Raw genomic sequence first — 21,803 nt, 5'->3', positions numbered from 1 at the left:
GGTCGAGGGCAGGAAGCGCGGTGCCGATGTCGAACGGTACGGGAACGGACATGCGCCGGGTGGTGCGTGGTGTACGGCGGCGGCTGCGGAGGCTCGCGGAACCTCCCGTGCCCGAATCGGCCCGGCGGCTCGTACCGGAACCGGTGTTCGTCATCTCCTCCGTGCGTTCCGGCTCCACCCTGCTGCGGGTGCTGCTCAACAGCCACCCGGAGATCCGGGCCCCGCACGAGATGCATCTGCGGACCCTCACGGTCGACCTGGCCAAGCCGTACACCAAGAAGGCGATGGCGGAACTCCAGCTCGACCAGCGGGAGTTGGAGTATCTGCTGTGGGACCGGATCCTCCACCGCGAGCTGGTGCGCAGCGGCAAGAGGATCATCGTCGACAAGACACCCGGGAACGCGGGCGTCTGGGAGCGGCTCCACGAGGGCTGGCCGCGGGCCCGTTACATCTTCCTGCTGCGCCACCCGGCCTCGATGGTCAGTTCCCTGATCAACAACCGTCCGGACCGTGACCTCGACGCCACCGTCCGGGAGGTGCGCGGCTATGTCGAAGCCGTGCAGGCGGCCCGCACGGCGCTGCCGGGGCTGACCGTCCGCTACGAGGAACTGACCGAACAGCCGGAGCGGATCACCCGCGGGCTCTGCGCGTTCCTCGGCGTCCCGTGGACGTCCGGCATGCTGGAGTACCGCAAGGGCGATCACGGGCCGTTCGTGCCGTTCATCGGCGACTGGAGCGACAACATCAAGTCCGGGTCGGTCCAGAAGGCCCGCCCGCTGCCGCTCCCCGAGGACGTGCCGGCGCCGCTGCGCGACATCACGCGCGCCTGGGACTACCCCTGTTGAGAGGAGCCTGCCACCGGGGCCCGCGCCGAGCGGCCCGCAGCCGTGCCGGTGCCGGCCGTCAGCCGCGGTCCGCGATCGTGGCCGTTGCCGTGGCCGTGGCCGTGGAGAACGAGATCCACACGTCCGGCGGCACCTGTGGCCGGTGCGGCACCGGCCGGCGCTCCTCGGTCCAGGCGGCCCCGGCGATCGCCGTGGCGGCGCGGCGCCAGAACGCGGCCGCGGGCGCGTTGGCGTCCTGGAAGGGGATCTCCCACGCCCCCGGATGCCTGGCGACGACCTCCTGGACACCCCGCAGCCCGATCCCGGACCGACGGGCGCCCCGGACGACGAAGAAACTGTTCATGACCCGCGCCGGACCGCGCAGGGCGCGGACGAACGCGAATCCGGCCGGACCGCCACCGCTCAGCAAGAGGTACGGCGCCCAGTCGGCGTCCGTGAAGGCTGAGCGCAGCCGGTCACTGCGGAAGGTCCCGTCCCCTCCGGGCAGCGAACCGTCCAGCTCCGACAGGTCATGACGGAACATCAGCCACAGCCGTTCCACGGTCGGGCGGTCGGCGGCGAGGGCGGGGCGGACGATGCCGGACATACGGCTCCTCCATGGTGGGTTTCCGGGCATGAGAAAAGCCTCCCCGGCGGACGTCCGTCCCGGCCAGGAAGGCCTCTGCGTACTGGCCCGGACTCTACCGGACGGCCACGGAGGCGAGGCAATATTCCCGGACGCCGGCGACGGCACGCCGTACGATCGCCGTGTCGGTGTCACGGAGGCGGTGCTCCAGCGTGGCGCCCGGGTCGGTCGCTCCGGAAGGGAATGCCGTGCGGGTCAGTCTCAAGGACGTCGCCGCGCATGCGGGGGTCTCCATCAAGACCGTCTCCAACGTGGTGAACGACTACCAGCACGTCACCCCCGCCATGCGCGCACGCGTCCAGCGGTCCATCGACGCCCTCGGCTACCGGCCCAACCTGACCGCCCGGCACCTGCGCAAGGGACGCACGGGCATCATCGCCCTCGCCCTGCCCGAGCTGGGCAACCCGTACTTCGCCGAACTGGCCGCCGCCGTGATCGACAGCGCCGCCGAGCACGACTACATCGTGCTGCTCGACCACACCGGCGGACGCCGTGAACAGGAACTCCTGGTCAGCCAGGGCTTCCGGGCCCGGGTGATCGACGGACTGATCCTCAGCCCCATCGAGCTGGAGACCGAGGACCTGCGCGACCGCGCGGAAAACGTACCGCTGGTGCTGCTCGGCGAGCGCGCGTACGACCTGCCCTGCGACCACATCGCCATCGACAACGTCGCCGCCGCCCGCGCCGCCGTCCGGCACCTGGTCGCGGTGGGGTGCCGGGAGGTCGCGTTCATCGGCGCCCGGCGCGGCCGCAGCGAACCGGCCCAGCTCCGGGTGCGCGGCTGGCGCGAGGAGCTGACCGCCGCCGGGCTGGCCGCCGACGACGGCCTGGTGGCCGCCACCGACGGCTGGGGGCACGCGGACGGCGAGGCGGCCATGCTCCGCCTCCTGGACTCCGGGCGCCGCCCCGACGCGGTCTTCGCCTACAACGACCCGATGGCCATCGGCGCCATGCGGGTGCTGCACGCCCGCGGAGTCCGCGTCCCCGAGGACATCGCCGTCGTCGGCTTCGACGACGTGGTCGAGGGCCGGTTCGGCGCGGTGAGCCTCACCTCCGTGTCACCGGACAAGGCGGCCATCGGCCGGCTGGCGGTGGAGTCGGTACTGGCCCGGCTCGGCGGCGGGGCCGTCGAGCCCCGCCGCATCCGGGCGGGCTACCGCCTGGCCGTACGCGAGAGCACCCTGGGGCGCGCGGGCGAAGGCCGGGGCGGCCCCGTCACAGGTACGGACGGGTGATCAGCTCGATCGCGTGTCCGGCGGGGTCCTTGAAGTAGACCCCGCGACCGCCGTGCTCGTCGTTGGTCTCACCCGGGCGCCGCATCTGCGGATCGGCCCAGTGCTCGACGCCGCGCTCGCACAGCCGCCGGTACGCCCGGTCGAACAGCTCGTCGTCGACCAGGAACGCGTAGTGCTGCATCTGGATCTCCACCGGCGGTTCGGCGAACTGGAGCAGTACGCCGTCGCTGAGCTGGATGTTGGTGAACGGACCCCAGGACGGTGCCTCGGGGAGCTCCAGCAACTCCCGGAAGAAACGCGCCGACTCGGCGCGGTCCACGGCGGCGATGATGGTGTGGTTGAAGGTGACGGTCATACGGCTGATCTCGCTCTCGCTCGACATGGGAAGGGAACTCATGCGGGCGAGCACGGGGAGGACCACGTGGCCGGTGCGCGGGGTGCGTCGCGCGCACCCGCCGTGCGGTCAGTCCTCCACCGGATTGCCGTTCCGTGTATGGCGGTTCGTCGCCGGTCCGGTGTTCACGGTGGATCACCCTACCCCGCGTGTCACGAGATGTTCATGACTTCACAAATCCGCCCTGCCAGCGGGAACGGACCGCCGCACCGCGCCACGCGGCAGCGGAGCCCCCGGATTAATTATCCGGAGTGTTGACGTAATTCGCGGCCCGTTCGCATGCTGAGGACGTCCCCTCCGCGGGGGCTTTTCCGCATGTCACGGCCGGGCCACCGGTGTTCCCGACGACGAAGGAGAACGTGACTGATGAGCCACACCGAGAAGAGGTTCACCGTCGGCCGCCGCGCCCTGCTGGCGGGAGCCGCCGGCGTGGGCGCGGGCGCCGTGCTCCCGGCGGCCGGCGCGCGGGCGGAACCGGCCGCCGCCGTACCGGCCGAGGCGGCGGCGGGGCGGCGGTACCCGGCGAACTGGCCCGACCCCGAGCCCTACGGTCTGGCCGACACCCGGCTGGACCTGTGGCCGCGGGAGGACAACTCCTTCGTCCTCCCGCTGGAGTTGCGTCCCCGCGACGAGGAGCGCGGCGTGGTCTGGATCCGGGACACCTACGTCAACTGCTTCGTCGTCGACGGCCGTCCGCTCTATGTCGCCACCGGCACCACCCGGGTGCCGGGGCTCGATGTGGCCGCCCCCTGGAACGACGGCATCTTCGTCTGGACGGCCCGCTCCCTCGAGGGACCCTGGAGACTGGCCGACACCACCGGCATCCGGCCCGGCGCGGAGAAGGGGAAGGTGTGGTCGCCGGAGTTCGTCGACGAGAACACCGCCGGACGCACGGTCGTCGCCCCCTGGCAGGAGTACTGGTACGACGACACGTACGGCAAACGCGGCCACGCCTGGGCGCCGGAGCTGCACTGCTTCCGCGGCACGTGGTACCTCGTCGCGTGCACCGGCGACTACGCCCAGAAGGTCGGCTCGTTCATGCTGGTCAGCGAGGGCGGCGTCGAGGGGCCGTACCGGCTGGTCGAGGGCAACCTGGAGAAGCCCTTCGGCGACTCGTTCATCGGCGGGCCGGGTTTCATCGAACCAGGCGCCTACCACCACATCGACGGCGGCCTCTACACCGAGGGCGACGACGCGTGGCTCGTCCTGCACAACAACCTGTACGCCAAGTTCCGGGACGACATGGAGGACATCGTCACGCCGACGAACCTGCCGGCGTTCCAGCAGCAGCCGTACGCGCCCGAGCCGTACCTGGAGGGTGCGTACGTGTTCAAGTACAAGGGCACGTACCACCTCGTCCACGCCGCCTGGAACCGGGCGTCCCTCAACGCCGACGGCACCACCCGCCACGCCTACGACGTGGCCGCCACGGGGCGCGTGCAGTACCAGTACGACGCGATCGTCGCCGTGTCCGACAGATTCGAGGGCCCGTACTCGAAGCGGTACACCGCCGGTGTCGGAGCCGGGCACAACAACTTCTTCGTCGATCACAAGGGCGACCTGTGGGCGACGTACTTCCTCAACCCGGCCGCCGGCTACTGGTCCAACGCCTCGCGCGTCGGCGACGCCGCCGTGCCCGGTGTCGTACGGCTGGAGTGGACCGGCCCCGAGGGCGACCGGCTGTACGTCCGGCGTCGGAAGTAGTCCGCCGGGGGCGTGCCATTGGTGTCACCCCGCCGGCCGGCCGGGTGACACCAATGGCTCCTTTGACATAGGTATGACGATATATTTATGCTGTCCGTATGCCCGAGGAGAACACGTCCGCGCAGGACATCGACCACGTCGCCGCACGGCTCGTGGCGTGCCTGCCCAGGCTGACCCGGGCCCTCGACCGCCAGGTCGCGCGGGACTACGCGCGCCCCAAGCCGCCCGAGGCGCAACTCGCGCTGTTGCGGCACGTCGAGGAGAACGACGGCACCACCGTCCGCGCGGCGGCCGAAGCCCTGCTGATGAAGCCCAACAACGTCAGCGCGCTGGTCACCCAGCTCACCGAGCAGGGGCTGCTGGAGCGTCGCCAGGACGCGGCCGACAAGAGGGTCGCGCACCTGCACCCCACCCCGCTGGCCCGGCGGCAACTCGCCGAGGTCGAACGCCTGATGGGCGCCCACCTGAGCAGCGCCCTGCGGGCGATGACCGAAGGCGAGCTGGACGCCCTGGGCTCGGCCCTGGGGTCGCTCTCGGCACTCGAAGGGCATCTGCGCCCCCGCCACTGACCATCCGCCCCGGTTTCGCGCGGACCGGGGCCGCCAGGGCGTGGCGCCGGCCCTCGGGGGCCCTCCCTTTCCGGGCCCCCTCCGCGTATCTCCGCACCTTTCCCGTGCGCCGCCGACCGTTCCGTCACGTTCCGTGACCGGAGCGGTCGCCCGGTGTCACATCGTCTCTCACCGTACGATCGAAGGACACGCACAGTCATGCCCTCCGCCCCCACCGCATCCTCCGCCCCACCGACCCGCGTCCCGGCCGCGGACCGCCCGCGCGGACGGCGGGCCAACCCGTGGCTGACGCTGATCGCCGTCGCCTTCGGCCTCTTCATGGTCGGCCTGGACGGCTCCGTCGTCTCCATCGCCAACCCCGAGATCGGCCGGGACCTGGGTGCCTCCACCTCCGACCTCCAGTGGGTCACCAACTCGTATCTGCTGGCCCTCGCCGCGGCCCTGATCCTCGGCGGCAAGCTCGGCGACCGGTTCGGGCGCCGCACCTTCTACCTGATCGGTGTCGCGGGCTTCACCGTCGCCTCCGTCGCCATCGGACTGGCCGGCTCCATCGAGGGCGTCATCGCCTTCCGCGCCGTCCAGGGCTTCTTCGGCGCCCTGCTGATGCCCAACACCCTCGGCATGCTGCGAGCCGTCTTCCCGCCGAAGAAGTTCGGCATGGCGGTCGGCATCTGGGCCATGGTCTCCTCGGTCTCCACCGCCCTCGGCCCCATCGTCGGCGGGCTGCTCGTCCAGCACGTCAACTGGGAGTCCGTCTTCTACATCAACGCCCCCATCGGTGTCATCGCGCTGGTCTTCAGCATCGTCGTCCTGCCGCAGACCAAGAACAGTGCCGCCGCGGACGAGAAGTTCGACATCCTCGGCGTCGTCCTGCTGGCCCTCGGACTGCTCGCCGTCGTCTTCGGCGTCGTCAAGGGCGAGACCTGGGGCTGGACCTCGGGCGGCACGCTCGGCGCCATCGCGGCCGGCGTGGTGGTCCTGCTGGTCTTCGGCTTCTGGGAGAACCGGGTCGCCTCGCCCCTGCTGCCCATGCGGCTGTTCCGCAGCCGCGCGCTGACCATCGGCACGGGCGTCACCGCGCTGAACTTCTTCGTCCTGCTCGGCGTGATCTTCTTCGTCATGCTCTACCTGCAGAGCGTGCGCGGCTTCACTCCCGTCGAGGCCGGGGTGCGCACCCTGCCGCTGAGCCTCGCCTCGGTCGTCGCCTCCCCGCTCGGCGCGGCGCTCACCGACCGGTTCGGACCGCGGCTGACGATGCCGCTCGGCATGGCCCTCCAGGCGGTCGCCTGCTTCGTCATGCTCGGCTGGAGCGCCGACTCCTCGTACGCCACGATGTGGCCGCCGTTCATCGCCCTCGGCCTGGGCGTCGGCATGGTGATGTCGTCCTCCTCGGACGCCATCGTCGGCAACGCGCCGGTCAGGGACGGCGGAGTCGCGGGCGGCCTCCAGGCGACCGCCCTGCAGATCGGCGGCGCGCTCGGCACCTCGGTCCTCGTGTCGCTGATCAGCAGCCGCGTCGGCTCCACCCTCACCGGCGAACTCACCTCCGCCGGTGTGCCCGCGACCGCCGCCGCCGGGCTGGCGGAGGCCAAGGACGCGGTGGCCATGGGCGTCGCCCCCGTCTCCGACGGCATGCCCGCCCGGCTCCGGGACGCCGTCGTCGAGGGCAGCCACCAGGCGTTCATGAACGGCGTGCACACCGCCGTGCTCGTCGCCGGCGTGCTGTGCGTCATCGGCGCCCTGGTGGCCGCCGTCGGCGTGCGCCGCACCGCCGCGGAGCAGCCCGCCGCCTGAGTGCGCCGCACCGCCGCGCCCGCGTCTGCCCGTCGGTGGGCGCGGGCGCGGCGAAACGGGGTACCCGACGTGCATGAAGAATGAACGAGCACGCTCCGACGACGACCGGGACCCGGCCGTGGCGCGGGCGAAAGGGACCATGAGTCTCATGCGCTGGTTCCGGTGGGTCGCCTCGCTGCTGACGGTCAGTTGGGTCCTGTCCTGGGTGAACGGCCTGATCACGGGCGCGGACGGCACGGACCGCTGGTGGCCCCTGCTGAGCGCCTTCCTGTGGGCCGGCCTGTCCGTGTACGCGTTCGTCACCTACCGGCGCACCGGCCGCGACCTCTCCGGTACACGGCGCGGGACCGGCCGGCCGGTGGCCCTGCGGTGACACGGCGCCGCTGAGGACCGCCGCGGCCAGGTCCGGCGGGCGGAGCCGGCCGCGCCGGACCCGGCGTCCTGGAAGAGCGCCGCGACGAGCAGGAACTCTTCCGGCCGGACCGCGCGTTGACCGGGAACGGGGACCGCCGTCCGGGGGTCCCTCCGGGAAACGGGGAGGGGACCGCGTGGTGGGGGAGAGGACCGGCGCCGCGGTGTCCCGGTGGCGGGCGGCGCGGCGTGCTCCGGCCGGCCGGGCGGCAGACACCGGGCGGCGCGGCTCGGTCTGGAGCCGGGGACGGCTGCTCGCCGCACTCGCGGTGCTGACCGCCGCGCTCCTGCTGTTCCACCGGGCCGTGCCCAACTCCGTGGGCCGCCTCGGCAGTCTGCTGGAAAGCTTCCTGCCATGGCTCGGCCTGGTGAGCGTGGTCCTGCTCGCGCTGTCCCTGCTGCGCCGGTCGGCCACCGCGTCGATCGCCGTACTGCTGCCGATGGTGGCCTGGGTGGCACACTTCGGCGGGCTGCTCCGGACCGGCGCGGAGTCCGGTGCCCGCGGCCTCCTCGTGGTGCAGCACAACGTGGCCGACGACAACACCGACCCGGCGGGCACGGCCCGCGCCCTGGCCGACGCGGACCCCGACCTCATAGCCCTGGAGGAACTGGTCGCCCCGGCGCTGCGGGACTACGCGGAGGTCCTCGCCCCCGACTTCCCGTACCACGCAGTCCGGGGCACCGTCGGGATCTGGTCGAAGCACCCGCTCACCGGTACCCGGCAGGTCGACATCAGGCCCGAGGGGATCACCGGGTCCTGGAACCGCGGCCTGCGCACCGTGGTCCGCACACCCCACGGCGACCTCGCGGCGTACGTCGCCCACCTGCCCTCGGTCCGCCTCGGCGCGTCCGGCCTCGCCTCCGCGCGGCGCGACGAGAGCGCCGGTCTGCTGGGCACGGCCGTCGCCGCCGACGACCTGGACCGGGTACTGCTGCTCGGCGACCTCAACGGCACCGTCGACGACCGCGGTCTCGCCCCGCTGACCTCGCGTCTGGACGGACCCGACAGCGGCTTCGCCTTCAGCTTCCCGGCCGGCTTCCCGCTGGCCCGCATCGACCAGATCATGGCCGCCTCCGCCACCGTCGGCCCCATCCGCACCCTGCCCGCCACCGGCAGCGACCACCTGCCGGTCGCGGCCCGGGTCACGCTGCGCTGACACGGGGCGGCGGGAGTGCGCGTACTGTTGCCCGCGCACGCGGCGCGGACGGGAAGTCCGGCGTGCGGCGGGGGAGAGGAGACAGGAAGCGGTCGGGCAGGGCAGCCGGGTCGCCGGCGTGCCGAGGGGAGGGGACGTGCGCAGCGTGCGGTACACCAAGACGTTCCGGGCGATCGAGATCGGTGACGGGGGCGACGGGCGCTGGGCCGCGTACGCCGGGCCGGTCGTGGCGGGCGCCGAGGAGTTCTGGCTGACCGAGGAGGGCCGCACTCCCGAGGGCGCGGCCCGGGCCCGGGAACTGTTCGAGACACATCTGCCCGAACTGGTCCCGGCACTCGACCGGCTCGCCGGACAACTGCCGTCACCCAGGGCCGGGACACTGCTCACCCTGGCCGCGGTACGGCCGTTCTTCTCCGCCTGCACCCAGACCGGCACCGCCGGAACCCTGCTGCGCAACTACGACTACGCCCCCGAGCACTGCGAGGCGGTCATCGTCTCCTCCCGCTTCCTGCGGCCCGTGATCGGCATGCAGGAAGCGGGCTGGGGCCTGCTGGACGGGATGAACGACGCGGGGCTCGCCGTGTCACTGACCTTCGGCGGACGCCATGTGCACGGCCCGGGCTTCGCGATGCCTCTCGTCCTGCGCTACCTGCTGGAGACCTGCCGGACCGTCGACGAGGCGGTCGGCAGGCTGCGCACCCTGCCCGTGGCCATCCCCCAGAACGTCACCCTCGTCGACCCCGGCCGGGCCGTCACCGTCCACGTGGGACCCGACATACCGCTGACCGAGGCACCGGACGCCTGCGCGGCCAACCACCAGCATCTGCCGGTACCGGACGAACAGGAGCGGGTCACCCGGACCCTGGAGCGGCTGGCCGCCGTGCGCGCGGCCGGGACGGACGTGACGGCGCTGCTGCGACCGCCCCTCTACCAGCAGGCGTACGACCAGTGGCTGGGCACGGTGTACACCGCCCACTACCGTCCCGCCGACGGCTGTGTCACCTACCACTGGCCCGGCGCCCGCTGGGAGCAGTCCTTCGCGGACTTCTCCCAGGGCGAGCGCACCGTCGTCCTCGGACTGCCGGAACCGGCCGCGCGGCGGTAGATCAGACGGTGGGGGAGGGGAGCTTGGCGATCAGGGCCGACAGCTCGTCGAGTTCCGCCGGGGTCAGGTCGGTGAGCGGCGGGCGGACCGGGCCCGCGGTGTGACCGGTGGCGGTCATACCGGCCTTGACGATGCTGACCGCGTAACCGGCCCGGCGGTTGCGGATCCCGGTGTACGGCAGCACGAAGTCCGACAGCATCCGGGTGACGTCGGCCTGCCGGTGCTCGCGGACGGCGGCGTAGAAGGCGAGGGCGAACTCGGGCAGGAAGTTGAAGATGGCCGAGGAGTACGTCGTCACACCCAGCTGCAGGTAGGGCAGGGCGTAGGTCTCGGCGGTGGGCAGGCCGCCGATGTAGGTGAGGCGCTCGCCGAGCCCGGCGACGATCCGGGTCACCGTGTCGATGTCGCCGACGCCGTCCTTGTACCCGATGAGGTTGGGGCAGTTCTCGGCGAGACGGGCGACGGTCTCGGCGGAGTACACGGCGTTGGCGCGGCTGTAGACGACCACGCCGAGGGACGTGGCGCGGCAGACGGCCTCCACGTGCTGGGCCAGGCCCTCCTGCGAGGCCTCGGTGAGGTAGGGCGGGAAGAGCAGGATGCCGTCGGCGCCGGCCCGTTCGGCCGCGGCGGCGAACTCGACGGCGGTGGCGGTGCCGTAGCCCGCGGGGGCCAGGATCGGCGTGCCGTCGGGGGCGCTCTCGACGGCGGCGGTGACGACCCGCTCCACCTCGGCGGGCGTCAGGGAGAAGAACTCGCCCGTGCCGCCCGCGGCGAAGAGACCGCCGACGTCGTACTCGGCGAGGCGGACGATGTTCTCCCGGTAGGCGTCCTCGTCGAAGGAGAGGTCGTCGCGGAAGTGGGTCACCGGGAAGGACAGCAGACCCGAGCCGATGCGGCGGCCGAGTTCTGCGGGGGTGAAGGACGTCATGGGAAGGCTCCAGTGAGTGTCGGGAAAGGAGGGAGAGAGCCGGTGCGGGCGGCGCGGCTGTCCGTTTCGACGCCGCCCGCACCGGGGCCGGGGTCAGGGCCGGGAGCCCGCTTCGTGTGCGGCGACCGTCCAGGCACGGGCCCGGTCGCTGAGGGTGATGCCGAGACCGGGACGGGAGGGCACCAGCATGCGTCCGTCACGGGTCTCCAGGCGCTGGTCGAACAGGGGCTCCAGCCAGTCGAAGTGCTCCACCCAGGGCTCGATCGGGTAGGCGGCGGCGAGGTGGAGGTGGATCTCCATCGCGAAGTGCGGGGCCAGCTGGAGCTGGTGGTGCTCGGCGAGGGCGGCGAGCTTGAGGAACTGGGTGATGCCGCCGATGCGGGGCGCGTCGGGCTGGACGACGTCGGCCGCGCCGTGCCGGATCAGCTCGACGTGTTCGGCGACGCTGGCGAGCATCTCGCCGGTGGCGACCGGGGTGTCCAGGGAGGCGGCGAGCGCCGCGTGCCCGGCCGCGTCGTAGGCGTCGAGCGGTTCCTCGATCCAGACCAGACCGAACTCCTCCATGGCGCGGCCCATGCGCTGGGCGGCGGGCCGGTCCCACTGCTGGTTGGCGTCGACCATCAGCGGCACGTCGTCGCCGATGTGTTCGCGTACGGCGGTCAGACGGGCCAGGTCGTGCTTGCCGTCGGGGTGGCCGACCTTGAGCTTGATGCCGCCGATGCCGCTGGCCAGGGAGGCGGTGGCGTTGTCGAGGACCTGCTCGATGGGGGTGTGCAGGAAACCGCCGGAGGTGTTGTAGCAGCGCACCGAGTCGCGGTGCGCGCCCAGCAGCTTGGCCAGCGGCAGGCCGGCCCGCCTGGCCTTGAGGTCCCACAGGGCGATGTCGAAGGCGGCCACGGCCTGGGTGGCCAGTCCGCTGCGGCCCACCGAGGCGCCGGCCCACACCAGCTTGGTCCAGATCCTGCCGATGTCACTGGGGTCCTCGCCGATCAGCTCCCCGGCGATCTCCTTGGCGTGCGCGAACTGCCCGGGGCCGCCGGCCCGCTTCGAGTAGCTGAAGCCGATGCCCTCATAGCCCTGCTCGGTCGAGATCTCCGCGAACAGCAGGGCCACTTCTGTCATCGGTTTCTGCCGGCCGGTGAACACCTTCGCGTCACTGATCGGCGTGGCCAGCGGAAGGGTCACCGAGGACAGCCGTACCCAGGCGATCCGGTCCTGCGCGACCTCACTGACGGTGTTCACGGGCCCGACGTTCATGGTGGTCATGGCCCCGACGCTACGGTCGGCTTTAATGCACGTCCAACATAGATATTGGATGTACTGATACCTGGAGCGCATCGATGTTCACCCTCGCGCAGCTGACGAGCTTCGTGGCCGTCGCCGAAGAACTGCACTTCACCCGGGCCGCGGAGCGGCTCAACATGACCCAGCCGCCGCTCAGCCGGCAGATCCAGCTGCTGGAGAACGAACTGCGCGTCCAGCTGCTGGACCGGACCAACCGCACCGTACGGCTCACCCCGGCGGGCCGGGCCTTCCTGGTCGAGGCCCGCCGCATCCTGCGCCAGTCCGAGCACGCCACCCTCGCCGTGCGCCGCGTGTCCAGCGGCGAGGCGGGGACGATCGCGGTCGGGTTCACGGCCGCCAGCGCCTACTCCGCCCTCGGCGGCCTCCTGGACACCGCGCGGGCGGCCCTGCCCGGCGTGGAGATCCTGTTGCAGGAGCTCGTCACCCGCCGTCAGCTGGAGGCCCTGAGCGCGGGCTCCCTCGACCTCGGACTGATCCGGCCCTCGGCCACCGGGACCGACCTGTGCTCCCGCACCGCCGTCCGGGAAGCGCTGGTGGCCGCCCTCCCGGAAGGGCATCCGATGGCCGTCCCGGACGGACCGATGCCGATCGAGGACTTCGCCGGGCAGGACTTCCTCATGTACTCGCCCATCGAGGCCCGTTACTTCCACGAACTGCTGATCAGCATCTTCCGGGCCGCCCAGGTGCGGCCCGTCTTCACCCAGTACCTCACCCAGGTGCACAGCATCCTGGCCCTCGTCAACGGCGGCTGGGGCATCGCCCTCGTACCGGAGACCGCGGCACACATGCGCTACGGCGGGATCGTCTTCCGGCAGGTGGTCCTGCCGGACCCGCGGCCGGTCGAACTGAAGCTGGTGTGGCGCAAGAGCAACGACAACCCGGCCCTGGACGCCCTCCTGCACCACCTGTGACACATACATGACGCACGGGCGTCACACGCCAGTCATGCGCGCAAGGTATCGCAACCAACAAAATTCGACATGGACGGGAATCGGAACGATCTCTACGGTCAGCCGGTAACCGCAGTTCGGTGCCGTTCGGCGGTCACTTGTCCCACAGTTCAAAGGGGAACTGACATGCCACTTGTCGTAGTCGGCATCAGCGTTCTGGTCCTGCTGCTGCTCATGACCAGACTGAAGCTGAACGGTTTCGCGGCCCTCCTGTTGGTGGCGGTCGGTGTCGCCCTGGTGCAGGGCATACCGGTGAAGGACATACCCGACATCCTCTCGGAGGGCATCGGGGGCCAGGTCGGTGACACGATGCTCACCATCGGGCTCGGTGCCATGGTCGGCCGGGTCATGGGGGACTCCGGCGCCGCCCAGCGCATCGCCGGCCGACTCCTCGACGCCTTCGGGCCCCGCGGGGTCCAGGTCGCCATGGTCGTCACCTCGATGCTCATCGGCGTGACCATGTTCTACGAGGTCGCGTTCATCATCATCGTCCCGATCGCCTTCACCCTGGTCAGGGTCACCCGGGCGAACCTGCTCTGGGTCGGCCTGCCGATGTCGATCGCCCTGTCCACCATGCACAGCTTCCTGCCCCCGCACCCCGGCCCCACCGCCGTCGCCGCGACCTTCCACGCCTCCGTCGGACTGACCCTCTTCTACGGCCTGTTCATCGCGGTCCCCGTCGGCGCCTTCATCGCCCTGCTCTGGCCGCGCCTGCCGTTCGTGAAGGCCATCGGCCCCGCCATCCCCAAGGGCCTGGTGTCCGAGCGCGAGTTCACCGACGAGGAGATGCCCGGCCTCGGCTGGTCGCTGTCCGTGGCGCTGTTCCCCGTCGTCCTGATCGCCGGCGCCGCGGTGACCGACATGGCCGCCTCCGGCGAGACCCCGCTCCTGCACACCGTCGCGTTCATCGGCTCCGCGCCGATCGCGCTGCTGCTGACCCTGTGCCTGGCCATCTGGGCGTTCGGCCCGCGGATCGGCCGGAGCCTGGCGGACGTCGGCGCCTCCTGCGGCTCGGCGGCGCAGGCGATGGCGATGATCCTGCTGGTGATCGGCGCGGGCGGCGCGTTCAAGAACGTCCTCGTCGAGGGCGGCATCTCCGACTACATCCAGGACGTCACCGACACCTGGTCCATCTCGCCCCTCGTCCTGGCCTGGCTCATCGCGGTCATCCTCCGCATCGCCCTCGGCTCGGCGACGGTCGCCGTCGTCACGGCCTCCGGGGTCGTGCTGCCCCTGCTCGCCGGCAGCGGCACGCACGCCGAGATGATGGTGCTCGCCGTCTCCTGCGGCTCCATCGCCTTCTCCCACGTCAACGACCCCGGATTCTGGCTCTTCAAGGAGTACTTCAACCTCTCCGTCATCCAGGCCATCAAGGTCCGCACCAGCTACACCACGGTGCTGTCGGTGCTCGGCCTCGCCGGCGTCCTGGCCGGTGAGTGGGCCCTCGACATCCTCAGCCTGTGACCGCCCCCTACCCCAAGGAACCTGACACCACATGACCACGAGCCAGCCGACCGTCACCGCCTTCGCCGTCTACCCCGTGGCCGGCCGGGACAGCATGGAGCTGAACCTCTCCGGCGCCCACGCCCCCTACTTCACCCGCAACATCGTCGTCCTGACCGACTCCGAGGGACGCACCGGGCTCGGTGAGGTACCCGGCGGAGAGAAGATCATGCAGACCCTCAGGGACGCCGAGTCCCTGGTGGTCGGCGCGAAGGTCGGTGACTACAAGCGGGTGCTGCGCGAGATCGGCGACCGGTTCGCGGACCGGGACTCCGGCGGGCGCGGCGCGCAGACCTTCGACCTGCGCACCACCGTCCACGCGGTCACCGCCGTCGAGTCCGCCCTGCTCGACCTGCTGGGACAGCACCTGGACGTGCCGGTCGCAGCCCTGCTCGGCGACGGACAGCAGCGCGACTCGGTCCGGGTCCTGGGCTACCTCTTCTACGTCGGCGACCCTGACCGCACCGACCTGGAGTACGTCCGCGAACCCGACGCCGACGACACCTGGCACCGCATCCGGCACGAGGAGGCCCTCACCCCCGAGGCCATCGTCCGCCAGGCCGAGGCCGCCTACGCCCGCTACGGGTTCCGCGACTTCAAGCTGAAGGGCGGCGTCCTGGACGGCGCGGAGGAGGTCAAGGCCGTACGCGCGCTCAAAGAGCGCTTCCCCGAGGCCCGGATCACCCTCGACCCCAACGGCGCCTGGTCGCTGCGCGAGGCCGTCGAACTCTGCGCGCCCCTCGTCGGCACCCTCGCCTACGCCGAGGACCCCTGCGGAGCCGAGGGCGGCTACTCCGGCCGGGAGGTGCTCGCGGAGTTCCGCCGGGCCACCGGTCTGCCCACCGCCACCAACATGATCGCCACCGACTGGCGGCAGCTCACCCACGCCCTCGCCCTGCAGTCGGTGTCCATCCCGCTGGCCGACCCGCACTTCTGGACCATGCAGGGCTCGGTGCGGGTGGCGCAGCTGTGCAACGCGATGGGCCTGACCTGGGGCTGCCACTCCAACAACCACTTCGACATCTCCCTGGCGATGGTCACGCACTGCGGGGCCGCGGCGCCCGGCGAGTACAACGCCCTGGACACGCACTGGATCTGGCAGGAGGGCCTGGAGCGGCTCACCGTCGCCCCGCCCCGCATCGTCGACGGTGAGATAGCCGTGCCCGACGCCCCGGGCCTCGGGGTCCGCCTCGACATGGACCGTCTCCTCGCCGCCCACGAGCTGTACCGGGAGAAGGCGCTGGGGGCCCGGGACGACGCCGTCGGGATGCGCTACCTGGTCCCCGACTGGACCTTCGACGCCAAGCGGCCCTGCCTGGTGCGGTGACGGCCGCTCCGGCCGGTCAGCCCCACAGCTCCCGCAGCGCGGCGTTGACGGCGGCCGGCCGCTGGGTGTGCGGGTAGTAGCCGTCCACCCGCAGCAGGCGGGCGCCGACGGCCTCGGCCACGGCCCGCGCGCAGGCGACGAGCGGCTCACCGGCGTACGTGCGGTACGGCTCGGGGGCGTCCTGCCAGGTCCCGCAGATCACCAGCGTCGGCCACGGCGCGTCCCGCAGCGGTTCCAGCGGCACCCGCGCCTCCCAGACCGGGCGCTCCCGCATCGAGGTGGCCACCGCCCGCAGCCGCCGCTCGGTGGGCTCGGGCATGGGCAGCCCGATGCCCTCGGTCGAGGCCCGCAGGTACTGCTCCGGGGTCACCGACTCCGGTACGCCGGCGCTCCGAGCCACCCGCCGCAGCATGTCCCGCACCACCGGATCACCGGCGGCGGCCGAGAACGCCGAGGGCTGGATCAGGGTCAGGGAGCGCACCAGGTCGGGCCGTCGCCCGGCGGCGAGCATGGCCGCGAGGCCGCCGTTGCCGTGCCCGACCACATGGGCGCCCCCGTCCTGCCGGGCCAGCAGGTCCACGAGGTCGGCGGCGTCGGTGTCGAAGTCGCTGCGCCCGGTGCCGGGACTGCGTCCGTAGCCGCGCCGGTCCATCAGCAGCAGCCGGTACCGGTCGGCCAGCGGCCGCTGCGCCGCGAACCCGTAGGCGTCGTCGTCGCCCCAGGTGAAGATGTTGTGCACGAAGACGGCGGCGGCGCCCTCACCGCGCGTCTCGTCCCACACCGTGCAGTGGACGTCGGTCATGGCGCCTCACACGTCGTCGCAGGTCTCCCGGACGTGACCCGAGCGGCCGCCGGGCAGGACGTCGAGGTCACGCCGGACGATGCTGATGTCGTCGCCCCAGCCCTCGCAAGCCGACTTCAGGCCTTTCTCGTCGTACTCGATGACCAGGACGGCGTCGCCGAACGCGCTGACGTACTCCCCGCACTCGGCGTACTTCCCGCACTCCTCCGCCACGGCGAAGTCCAGGCCGACCTTCTCGCGGTCCCCGGCGAGCTGCGGGGTGTTCTTCTGGCCGATGGCCAGGCCCCGGTCGTGGGCGTGCGAGGCGAGCAGCGTGAGGAACGCCTCGGCGTCACCGGCGCTCAGCAGCCCCTCGGGGGCCCGGGTGTAGCTGTCGTAGTTGTCCGGCTCGACCGCGTCGTAGCCCTTGGCCGCGCAGCCGTCGATCCAGCCGTTCACCTTCTCGGCGATCCGCTCGCGCTTGCCGGCGGTACCGATGTCCAGCATCGCCTCGCCCCAGTCCTCGTCCATGACGACCTCGCCGTCCTCGTCGCGCAGCAGGAGGTCGGAGTCCCAGTCCCGTTCGGCGCCGGGCTGGGCCTGGAAGGCGTTGACGTAGCAGACGTTGTAGAGGCCGGCGGCGGGCTTCACCGTGTGGTCGCGTACGACGACCCGTACGCCGTCGGGCGGGGAGTACGGGCCGCCGAGCTGGTAGTCGAACCCGGTGTGCGCGGGAGGCGGGGTCACCGTCGTGGAGGCCGTGGCCTTCGGGTCGTCCTCGGCGCCGCTCGCACACGCCGTGGCGAGCAGCGCGGTCAGGGCGGTCGTCACGGCGAGGACGGCGGCGGACGGACGGGTGCGGACGCGGTGGCTGGGCATGACTGACGGGCTCCATCTGGCGGACACGGCCCCGCCTCGGACCGGCAGGGGTCCTGGCGACTCGGTCCGGGCTCGCGGCACGGGGCCGCACACCGGCTGGGCGCGTCTCACAGAAACCTAATCGACGCCAAAATCGCACGTCAAACCGGGGTCGCGGCGGCCTCCAGACGCACCACCAGCCCCTTGGACGCCGGTTGGTTGCTGAACTCGGCCACGCTGTCCAGCGGCACCAGGACATTGGTCTCGGGGTAGTACGCGGCGGCGCACCCGCGGGCACTGGGGTAGGCGACCACGGTGAAACCGGCGGCGCGCCGCTCCGTACCGCCGGGCCCCACACTCACCAGGTCCACCCGCGCCCCGTCGGCCAGTCCGAGCGCCGTGAGGTCGTCCGGGTTGACCATGACCACCCGACGGCTGCCGTGGATGCCCCGGTACCGGTCGTCATTGGTGTACGGGACCGTGTTCCACTGGTCGTGGGAGCGCAGTGTCTGGAGCAGCAGGTGCCCCTCGGGGGCCTCGGGCATCCGCCAGTCGTTGGGGGTGAACTGGGCCTTGCCGGAGGCCGTGCCGAACACCCCTTCGTTGACCGGGTTGGGCAGTCTGATGCCGCCGGGCCGGGCGACCCGCCGGTTGTAGTCGTGCAGCCCCGGCACGATGCGGGAGATCCGGTCGCGGATCGCCCCGTAGTCGGCCTCGAACCGGTCCCACGGGATCCGTGCCCCGCCGTCCAGGGTGTGGCGGGCCAGCCGGCACAGGATCGCCACCTCGCTGAGCAGCAGCCGGGAGGCGGGTTCCAGCCGCCCGCGCGAGGCGTGCACCTCGCTCATGGAGTCCTCCACCGTGACGAACTGCTCGCCGGTGGCCTGCACGTCCCGCTCGGTGCGGCCCAGCGTCGGCAGGATCAGCGCCGTCTGTCCGCACACGGTGTGCGACCGGTTGAGCTTGGTGGAGACGTGCGCGGTGAGGCGGCAGCGGCGCATGGCCTCCTCGGTGACCTCGCTGTCCGGGGCGGCCCGCACGAAGTTGCCCGCCACCCCGAGGAAGACCTTGACCCGGCCCTCGCGCATCGCCTTGATCGAGTTCACCGAGTCCAGGCCGTGGTGCCGGGGCGGCTCGAAGCCGAACTCGTCGCGCAGCGCGTCGAGGAAGGAGTCGGGCATCTGCTCCCAGATGCCCACCGTGCGGTCGCCCTGCACATTGCTGTGCCCGCGCACCGGGCAGGCCCCGGCCCCGGCCCGGCCGAGGTTCCCGCGCAGCAGCAGGAAGTTGACGATCTCCCTGATGGTGGGGACGCCGTGCCGGTGCTGGGTGACGCCCATGGCCCAGCAGACGACGATCCGCTCGCTCGCCAGCACGTCGTCGCGCACCTGCTCGATCTCCGCCCGGGTCAGCCCGGTCGCGCGCAGGATGTCCTCCCAGGCCACCGAGCGGGCGTGCCGGGAGAACTCCTCGAAACCGGCGGTACTGGACCGGATAAACTCGTGGTCGAGCACGGTGCCCGGCCGGGCGTCCTCCGCCTCCAGCACGAGCCGGTTCAGCCCCTGGAACAGCGCGAGGTCGCCGCCGACGCGGATGCGCAGGAACCGGTCGGCGATCTCGACGCCACGTCCGATCACGCCCCGTGGCTTCTGCGGGTTCTTGAACCGCAGCAGCCCCGCCTCCGGCAGCGGATTGACCGCGATGATCCGGGCGCCGCCCCGCTTGGCCGCCTCCAGGGCACTGAGCTGGCGCGGGTGGTTGGACCCGGGGTTCTGGCCCACCACGAAGATCAGGTCGGCGTGGTGCAGGTCCTCCAGGCTCACCGTGCCCTTGCCGGTGCCCAGCGTCTCGTGCAGGGCGAAGCCGCTGGACTCGTGGCACATGTTGCTGCAGTCGGGCAGGTTGTTGGTGCCGAAGGCCCGGGCGAAGAGCTGGAGGACGAACGCGGCCTCGTTGCTGACCCGGCCCGAGGTGTAGAAGACCGCCTCGTCGGGCGAGTCCAGTCCCCGGAGTTCCTCGGCGAGCAGCCCGAGGGCGTCCTGCCAGCCGATGGGCTCGTAGTGGTCCGAGCCCGGCCGTTTCACCATCGGCTCGGTGAGCCGGCCCTGCTGGTTGAGCCACAGGTCGGAGCGACGGCCCAGTTCGGAGACGGAGTGCCGGCGGAAGAAGTCGGCGGTGATCCGGCGCGTCGTCGCCTCGTCGTTGATGTGCTTGGCGCCGTTCTCGCAGTACTCGTTGACGTGCCGGTGACCGGGGGTGGGGTCGGCCCAGGCGCAGCCGGGGCAGTCGATGCCGCCGACCTGGTTCATGGTCAGCAGCGTCGTGCCGGTGCGCCGCGGCGAGGTCTCCGCCAGGGAGTACCGCAGCGCGTGCGCCACCGCGGGGGCGCCCGTGGCCCAGGTCTTGGGCGGTTCGACGGTGAGGTTCTCCGCGGGCTCGTCGCCCGGCGACTTCTGCGGCTTCGGCATCAGGCGGGTCTCTCGCTCTCTCGGGGTGGGGTCAGCCGTGCGGCCAGTGCGGGACCAGGCTCCTGGCCGGCACGGACTCGGCCGGCAGGACATGACCGTCGCGGATCGTGCCCCGCCAGGCCCCTGACTCTTCCCCCAGTCCCTCGATGAACTCCTTGAAGTGGGCGAGTCCGGACCCGAGGACGCGTCGCGTGATCCCGAGGGAGTCGGCGGGCCCCGTCCGTACCGTGACCGACGTCCGGTCCGGGGCGAGCGCGGCGAACACCGCCTCGCCGCGCATCCGCGTGCCGAGGACCCGCCAGCGCACCACCGTGTCCGGCCGCTGTTCGACGATCTCCGTCAGGTAGTCCCGGTGCACCGGGCCGAGCCCGACCCGCCAGCGGACGAGCGCGGGCTTGATCTGCTCGGCGCCGCGCACCACGGACACGAACCGCGGGAAGACCTTGAACTGGGTCCACTGGTTGTAGGCGGTGCGCACCGGCACCGCGATCTCGATGGTCTCTTCGATGGTGCCCATGACCCGCCTGTCTCCGAGCGCTCGTCCTCTTGCAGTCTCGGGTGCCCGCGCAGGGGCCGCCACATGTCTTGGTCCTGCCGCGTGGCCGTCATTCCGTCCAGACCCGGACCCAGTCGACCTGGAGGTCGGCCGGCACGAGCGTCGGGCCGCCGAAGGAGCCCTGGGTGTTCTGCATGACCAGATAGTGCGGGGAGCCGACGACGCCCGAGGTCTGGGTGTGCACCGGCTTCCCGTCGTAGAACCAGGTGATCTTCCCGGGCTCCCACCGGTGCCCGAAGGTGTGCCAGCCGGTGAGATCGCCGGACGGGCAGTGCCCCCGGTCGGTGTCCGTGGCGTGCCAGTACGAGCAGACCTCGCCGGACAGGCCCTCCATGGTGTCGGTCTCGCCGTCCCGGGGCCAGAACTCGCCGGTGTCCCACAGCGCCGGCCAGTTCGCGACCTCGCCGTCCGTCGACGGGACACGGGCCCGGTACTCGACGGCGCCATAGCTGTAGGAGAACTTGCCCATCGTGTTCACATGGGCGCCGGTGTGCCGGCGCGCCTTCCCCTTGCAGGAGGCGTCCTCACCGGTCAGCTCCAGGTGCAGCGCCCCGCCGGACACACCGACGTTGCGCGCGTCGTAGCAGGCGTCCTCGGCGCTGTTCACCGGGCCGGTGACGCCGGTGCCGAACCAGCCGGTGTTCCACTTCGAGGTGTCCAGCGAGTCCCCCTCGAACTCGTCGGAGAACCGGAGCTTCCACGCGCCGGACGGTTCCCACGACGGACCGCCGCCGCGCGGCTCCCGCGCCGGCTCGGGCGTCGGTTCCGGCTCCGGCTCCGTCTTCCGTGTCGCACCGACCTTCAAGGTGATCGACGGCAGCGGATGCCACACCCCGTCGGTGTCCTGCCACGAGCCGAACATCGTGTACGACCCCGCGGGGAACTCCCGCGCCCCCGAGGTGAAGGTGTGGCCCGACGGACACAGCCGTACGCCGGACTCCGCGCCCGGGAAGTCGAGGTTGCGGCCGGCGTCGTCGCGTACGGCGACCGTGACCCGGTCCGCCGTGACGCACCGGTCCGCGCTGATCTCCAGCCGCGCCGACGCGCGCTGCCCGGCGGTGAGGTAACCCGGTCCCAGGCCGAGTTGAGTGACCCGGGGAGCTGAGGGATCGCCACTGGCCGCGGTGGCGAGGGAAAGGGCCGTCGTCGTGACGGCCCCGGCGGTGACGAGAATGCCGATACGCAGTGAGCGCGGCTTCGGCCTGGCGTGCCGGGGCGTTGTTCGCATCGCGTGATTCCCCTCCGGTACGGCGAGGTTGGCCGGGACAGGGCAGGGTACTCCGCCCAT

The 21,803-nt window shown here is 71.8% G+C and carries 20 protein-coding genes; 11 read left to right on the top strand and 9 right to left on the bottom strand.

Annotation, left to right across the window (positions count from 1 at the left end):
* The first annotated feature begins 107 nt into the window (after positions 1–107).
* Entirely contained in the window at positions 108–845 is a 738-nt protein-coding gene (locus ACIQR3_RS05475) for a sulfotransferase family protein (protein ID WP_403534474.1), read from the top strand.
* Between the two features lie 58 nt (positions 846–903).
* Here ACIQR3_RS05475 and ACIQR3_RS05470 read toward each other — a convergent pair whose 3' ends face one another.
* A complete protein-coding gene (locus ACIQR3_RS05470; RefSeq protein WP_403534471.1) occupies positions 904–1,431 on the bottom strand; it encodes a GNAT family N-acetyltransferase in 528 nt (175 codons plus the stop codon).
* A 227-nt stretch (positions 1,432–1,658) separates the two neighbouring features.
* Here ACIQR3_RS05470 and ACIQR3_RS05465 point away from each other — a divergent pair, with 227 nt between their 5' ends.
* Complete coding sequence (locus tag ACIQR3_RS05465; protein ID WP_403534469.1) at positions 1,659–2,705, top strand: LacI family DNA-binding transcriptional regulator; 1,047 nt, start codon at positions 1,659–1,661, stop codon at positions 2,703–2,705.
* Here ACIQR3_RS05465 and ACIQR3_RS05460 read toward each other — a convergent pair.
* On the bottom strand, positions 2,686–3,060 hold the full coding sequence (locus tag ACIQR3_RS05460) for a VOC family protein (protein WP_215166462.1): 375 nt from the start codon (positions 3,058–3,060) through the stop codon (positions 2,686–2,688). The two genes, ACIQR3_RS05465 and ACIQR3_RS05460, sit on opposite strands and share 20 nt — an antisense overlap.
* Before the next feature lie 405 nt (positions 3,061–3,465).
* Between ACIQR3_RS05460 and ACIQR3_RS05455 the strand changes: the two genes are divergently transcribed.
* The 6 genes from ACIQR3_RS05455 (at position 3,466) to ACIQR3_RS05430 (ending at position 9,839) form a co-directional block, all read left to right on the top strand.
* Positions 3,466–4,803 (top strand): family 43 glycosylhydrolase, encoded by a 1,338-nt coding sequence (locus ACIQR3_RS05455; RefSeq protein ID WP_403534466.1) that lies wholly within the window; start codon positions 3,466–3,468, stop codon positions 4,801–4,803.
* Between the two features lie 98 nt (positions 4,804–4,901).
* Positions 4,902–5,372, top strand: a complete 471-nt coding sequence (locus tag ACIQR3_RS05450; protein ID WP_403534463.1) for a MarR family winged helix-turn-helix transcriptional regulator — start codon at positions 4,902–4,904, stop codon at positions 5,370–5,372.
* A 198-nt stretch (positions 5,373–5,570) separates the two neighbouring features.
* Positions 5,571–7,166, top strand: coding sequence for an MFS transporter (locus ACIQR3_RS05445; protein WP_403534460.1), 1,596 nt, complete (start codon positions 5,571–5,573; stop codon positions 7,164–7,166).
* Positions 7,167–7,239: 73 nt separating this feature from the next.
* Positions 7,240–7,539 (top strand): hypothetical protein, encoded by a 300-nt coding sequence (locus ACIQR3_RS05440; RefSeq protein ID WP_403534458.1) that lies wholly within the window; start codon positions 7,240–7,242, stop codon positions 7,537–7,539.
* A 202-nt stretch (positions 7,540–7,741) separates the two neighbouring features.
* On the top strand, positions 7,742–8,734 hold the full coding sequence (locus ACIQR3_RS05435; protein ID WP_403535431.1) for an endonuclease/exonuclease/phosphatase family protein: 993 nt from the start codon (positions 7,742–7,744) through the stop codon (positions 8,732–8,734).
* Positions 8,735–8,870: 136 nt separating this feature from the next.
* On the top strand, positions 8,871–9,839 hold the full coding sequence (locus ACIQR3_RS05430) for a C45 family autoproteolytic acyltransferase/hydolase (protein WP_403534456.1): 969 nt from the start codon (positions 8,871–8,873) through the stop codon (positions 9,837–9,839).
* A gap of 1 nt (position 9,840) precedes the next feature.
* On the opposite strand, the gene kdgD is transcribed toward ACIQR3_RS05430, so the two are convergent.
* Both kdgD and ACIQR3_RS05420 read right to left on the bottom strand, forming a co-directional pair.
* On the bottom strand, positions 9,841–10,767 hold the full coding sequence (gene kdgD, locus ACIQR3_RS05425; protein ID WP_403534453.1) for a 5-dehydro-4-deoxyglucarate dehydratase: 927 nt from the start codon (positions 10,765–10,767) through the stop codon (positions 9,841–9,843).
* Between the two features lie 93 nt (positions 10,768–10,860).
* Positions 10,861–12,024, bottom strand: coding sequence for a mandelate racemase/muconate lactonizing enzyme family protein (locus ACIQR3_RS05420; RefSeq protein WP_403535429.1), 1,164 nt, complete (start codon positions 12,022–12,024; stop codon positions 10,861–10,863).
* A gap of 83 nt (positions 12,025–12,107) precedes the next feature.
* Here ACIQR3_RS05420 and ACIQR3_RS05415 point away from each other — a divergent pair, with 83 nt between their 5' ends.
* The 3 genes from ACIQR3_RS05415 to ACIQR3_RS05405 all read left to right on the top strand — a co-directional run bounded on the left by ACIQR3_RS05415 (position 12,108) and on the right by ACIQR3_RS05405 (position 15,852).
* Entirely contained in the window at positions 12,108–12,983 is an 876-nt protein-coding gene (locus ACIQR3_RS05415; RefSeq protein ID WP_403534450.1) for a LysR substrate-binding domain-containing protein, read from the top strand.
* A gap of 165 nt (positions 12,984–13,148) precedes the next feature.
* Positions 13,149–14,486, top strand: a complete 1,338-nt coding sequence (locus tag ACIQR3_RS05410) for a gluconate:H+ symporter (protein ID WP_403534447.1) — start codon at positions 13,149–13,151, stop codon at positions 14,484–14,486.
* A gap of 31 nt (positions 14,487–14,517) precedes the next feature.
* A complete protein-coding gene (locus ACIQR3_RS05405) occupies positions 14,518–15,852 on the top strand; it encodes an enolase C-terminal domain-like protein (RefSeq protein ID WP_403534444.1) in 1,335 nt (444 codons plus the stop codon).
* A 16-nt stretch (positions 15,853–15,868) separates the two neighbouring features.
* Here ACIQR3_RS05405 and ACIQR3_RS05400 read toward each other — a convergent pair whose 3' ends face one another.
* The 5 genes from ACIQR3_RS05400 to ACIQR3_RS05380 form a co-directional block, all read right to left on the bottom strand.
* A complete protein-coding gene (locus ACIQR3_RS05400) occupies positions 15,869–16,654 on the bottom strand; it encodes an alpha/beta fold hydrolase (protein ID WP_403534441.1) in 786 nt (261 codons plus the stop codon).
* Positions 16,655–16,660: 6 nt separating this feature from the next.
* Positions 16,661–17,512 carry an endo alpha-1,4 polygalactosaminidase gene (locus ACIQR3_RS05395; RefSeq protein WP_403534438.1) on the bottom strand — a complete coding sequence of 284 codons (852 nt, stop codon included), beginning with the start codon at positions 17,510–17,512 and terminating at the stop codon, positions 16,661–16,663.
* 140 nt (positions 17,513–17,652) lie between these two features.
* On the bottom strand, positions 17,653–19,959 hold the full coding sequence (locus tag ACIQR3_RS05390; RefSeq protein ID WP_403534435.1) for an FdhF/YdeP family oxidoreductase: 2,307 nt from the start codon (positions 19,957–19,959) through the stop codon (positions 17,653–17,655).
* A gap of 31 nt (positions 19,960–19,990) precedes the next feature.
* Positions 19,991–20,476 carry an SRPBCC family protein gene (locus tag ACIQR3_RS05385; protein ID WP_403534432.1) on the bottom strand — a complete coding sequence of 162 codons (486 nt, stop codon included), beginning with the start codon at positions 20,474–20,476 and terminating at the stop codon, positions 19,991–19,993.
* Positions 20,477–20,564: 88 nt separating this feature from the next.
* The gene (locus ACIQR3_RS05380; RefSeq protein ID WP_403534430.1) at positions 20,565–21,743 is read right to left on the bottom strand and encodes a family 16 glycosylhydrolase; all 1,179 of its coding nucleotides are present in this window, start codon (positions 21,741–21,743) and stop codon (positions 20,565–20,567) included.
* Between the last annotated feature and the right edge of the window lie 60 nt (positions 21,744–21,803).

The sequence above is a fragment of the Streptomyces sp. NPDC090994 genome (assembly GCF_044768905.1).
Lineage (GTDB): Bacteria > Actinomycetota > Actinomycetes > Streptomycetales > Streptomycetaceae > Streptomyces.
This window is presented reverse-complemented; position numbering and strand designations above follow the sequence as displayed.

Coding starts and splice junctions, on each gene's coding strand:
- ACIQR3_RS05470 (WP_403534471.1), bottom strand. CDS start 1,431: ATGTCCGGCATCGTCCGCCCCGCCCTCGCCGCCGACCGCCCGACCGTG.
- ACIQR3_RS05410 (WP_403534447.1), top strand. CDS start 13,149: ATGCCACTTGTCGTAGTCGGCATCAGCGTTCTGGTCCTGCTGCTGCTC.
- ACIQR3_RS05415 (WP_403534450.1), top strand. CDS start 12,108: ATGTTCACCCTCGCGCAGCTGACGAGCTTCGTGGCCGTCGCCGAAGAA.
- ACIQR3_RS05460 (WP_215166462.1), bottom strand. CDS start 3,060: ATGACCGTCACCTTCAACCACACCATCATCGCCGCCGTGGACCGCGCC.
- ACIQR3_RS05390 (WP_403534435.1), bottom strand. CDS start 19,959: ATGCCGAAGCCGCAGAAGTCGCCGGGCGACGAGCCCGCGGAGAACCTC.
- ACIQR3_RS05395 (WP_403534438.1), bottom strand. CDS start 17,512: ATGCCCAGCCACCGCGTCCGCACCCGTCCGTCCGCCGCCGTCCTCGCC.
- ACIQR3_RS05380 (WP_403534430.1), bottom strand. CDS start 21,743: ATGCGAACAACGCCCCGGCACGCCAGGCCGAAGCCGCGCTCACTGCGT.
- ACIQR3_RS05450 (WP_403534463.1), top strand. CDS start 4,902: ATGCCCGAGGAGAACACGTCCGCGCAGGACATCGACCACGTCGCCGCA.
- ACIQR3_RS05400 (WP_403534441.1), bottom strand. CDS start 16,654: ATGACCGACGTCCACTGCACGGTGTGGGACGAGACGCGCGGTGAGGGC.
- kdgD (WP_403534453.1), bottom strand. CDS start 10,767: ATGACGTCCTTCACCCCCGCAGAACTCGGCCGCCGCATCGGCTCGGGT.
- ACIQR3_RS05385 (WP_403534432.1), bottom strand. CDS start 20,476: ATGGGCACCATCGAAGAGACCATCGAGATCGCGGTGCCGGTGCGCACC.
- ACIQR3_RS05445 (WP_403534460.1), top strand. CDS start 5,571: ATGCCCTCCGCCCCCACCGCATCCTCCGCCCCACCGACCCGCGTCCCG.
- ACIQR3_RS05405 (WP_403534444.1), top strand. CDS start 14,518: ATGACCACGAGCCAGCCGACCGTCACCGCCTTCGCCGTCTACCCCGTG.
- ACIQR3_RS05420 (WP_403535429.1), bottom strand. CDS start 12,024: ATGAACGTCGGGCCCGTGAACACCGTCAGTGAGGTCGCGCAGGACCGG.
- ACIQR3_RS05440 (WP_403534458.1), top strand. CDS start 7,240: ATGAAGAATGAACGAGCACGCTCCGACGACGACCGGGACCCGGCCGTG.
- ACIQR3_RS05455 (WP_403534466.1), top strand. CDS start 3,466: ATGAGCCACACCGAGAAGAGGTTCACCGTCGGCCGCCGCGCCCTGCTG.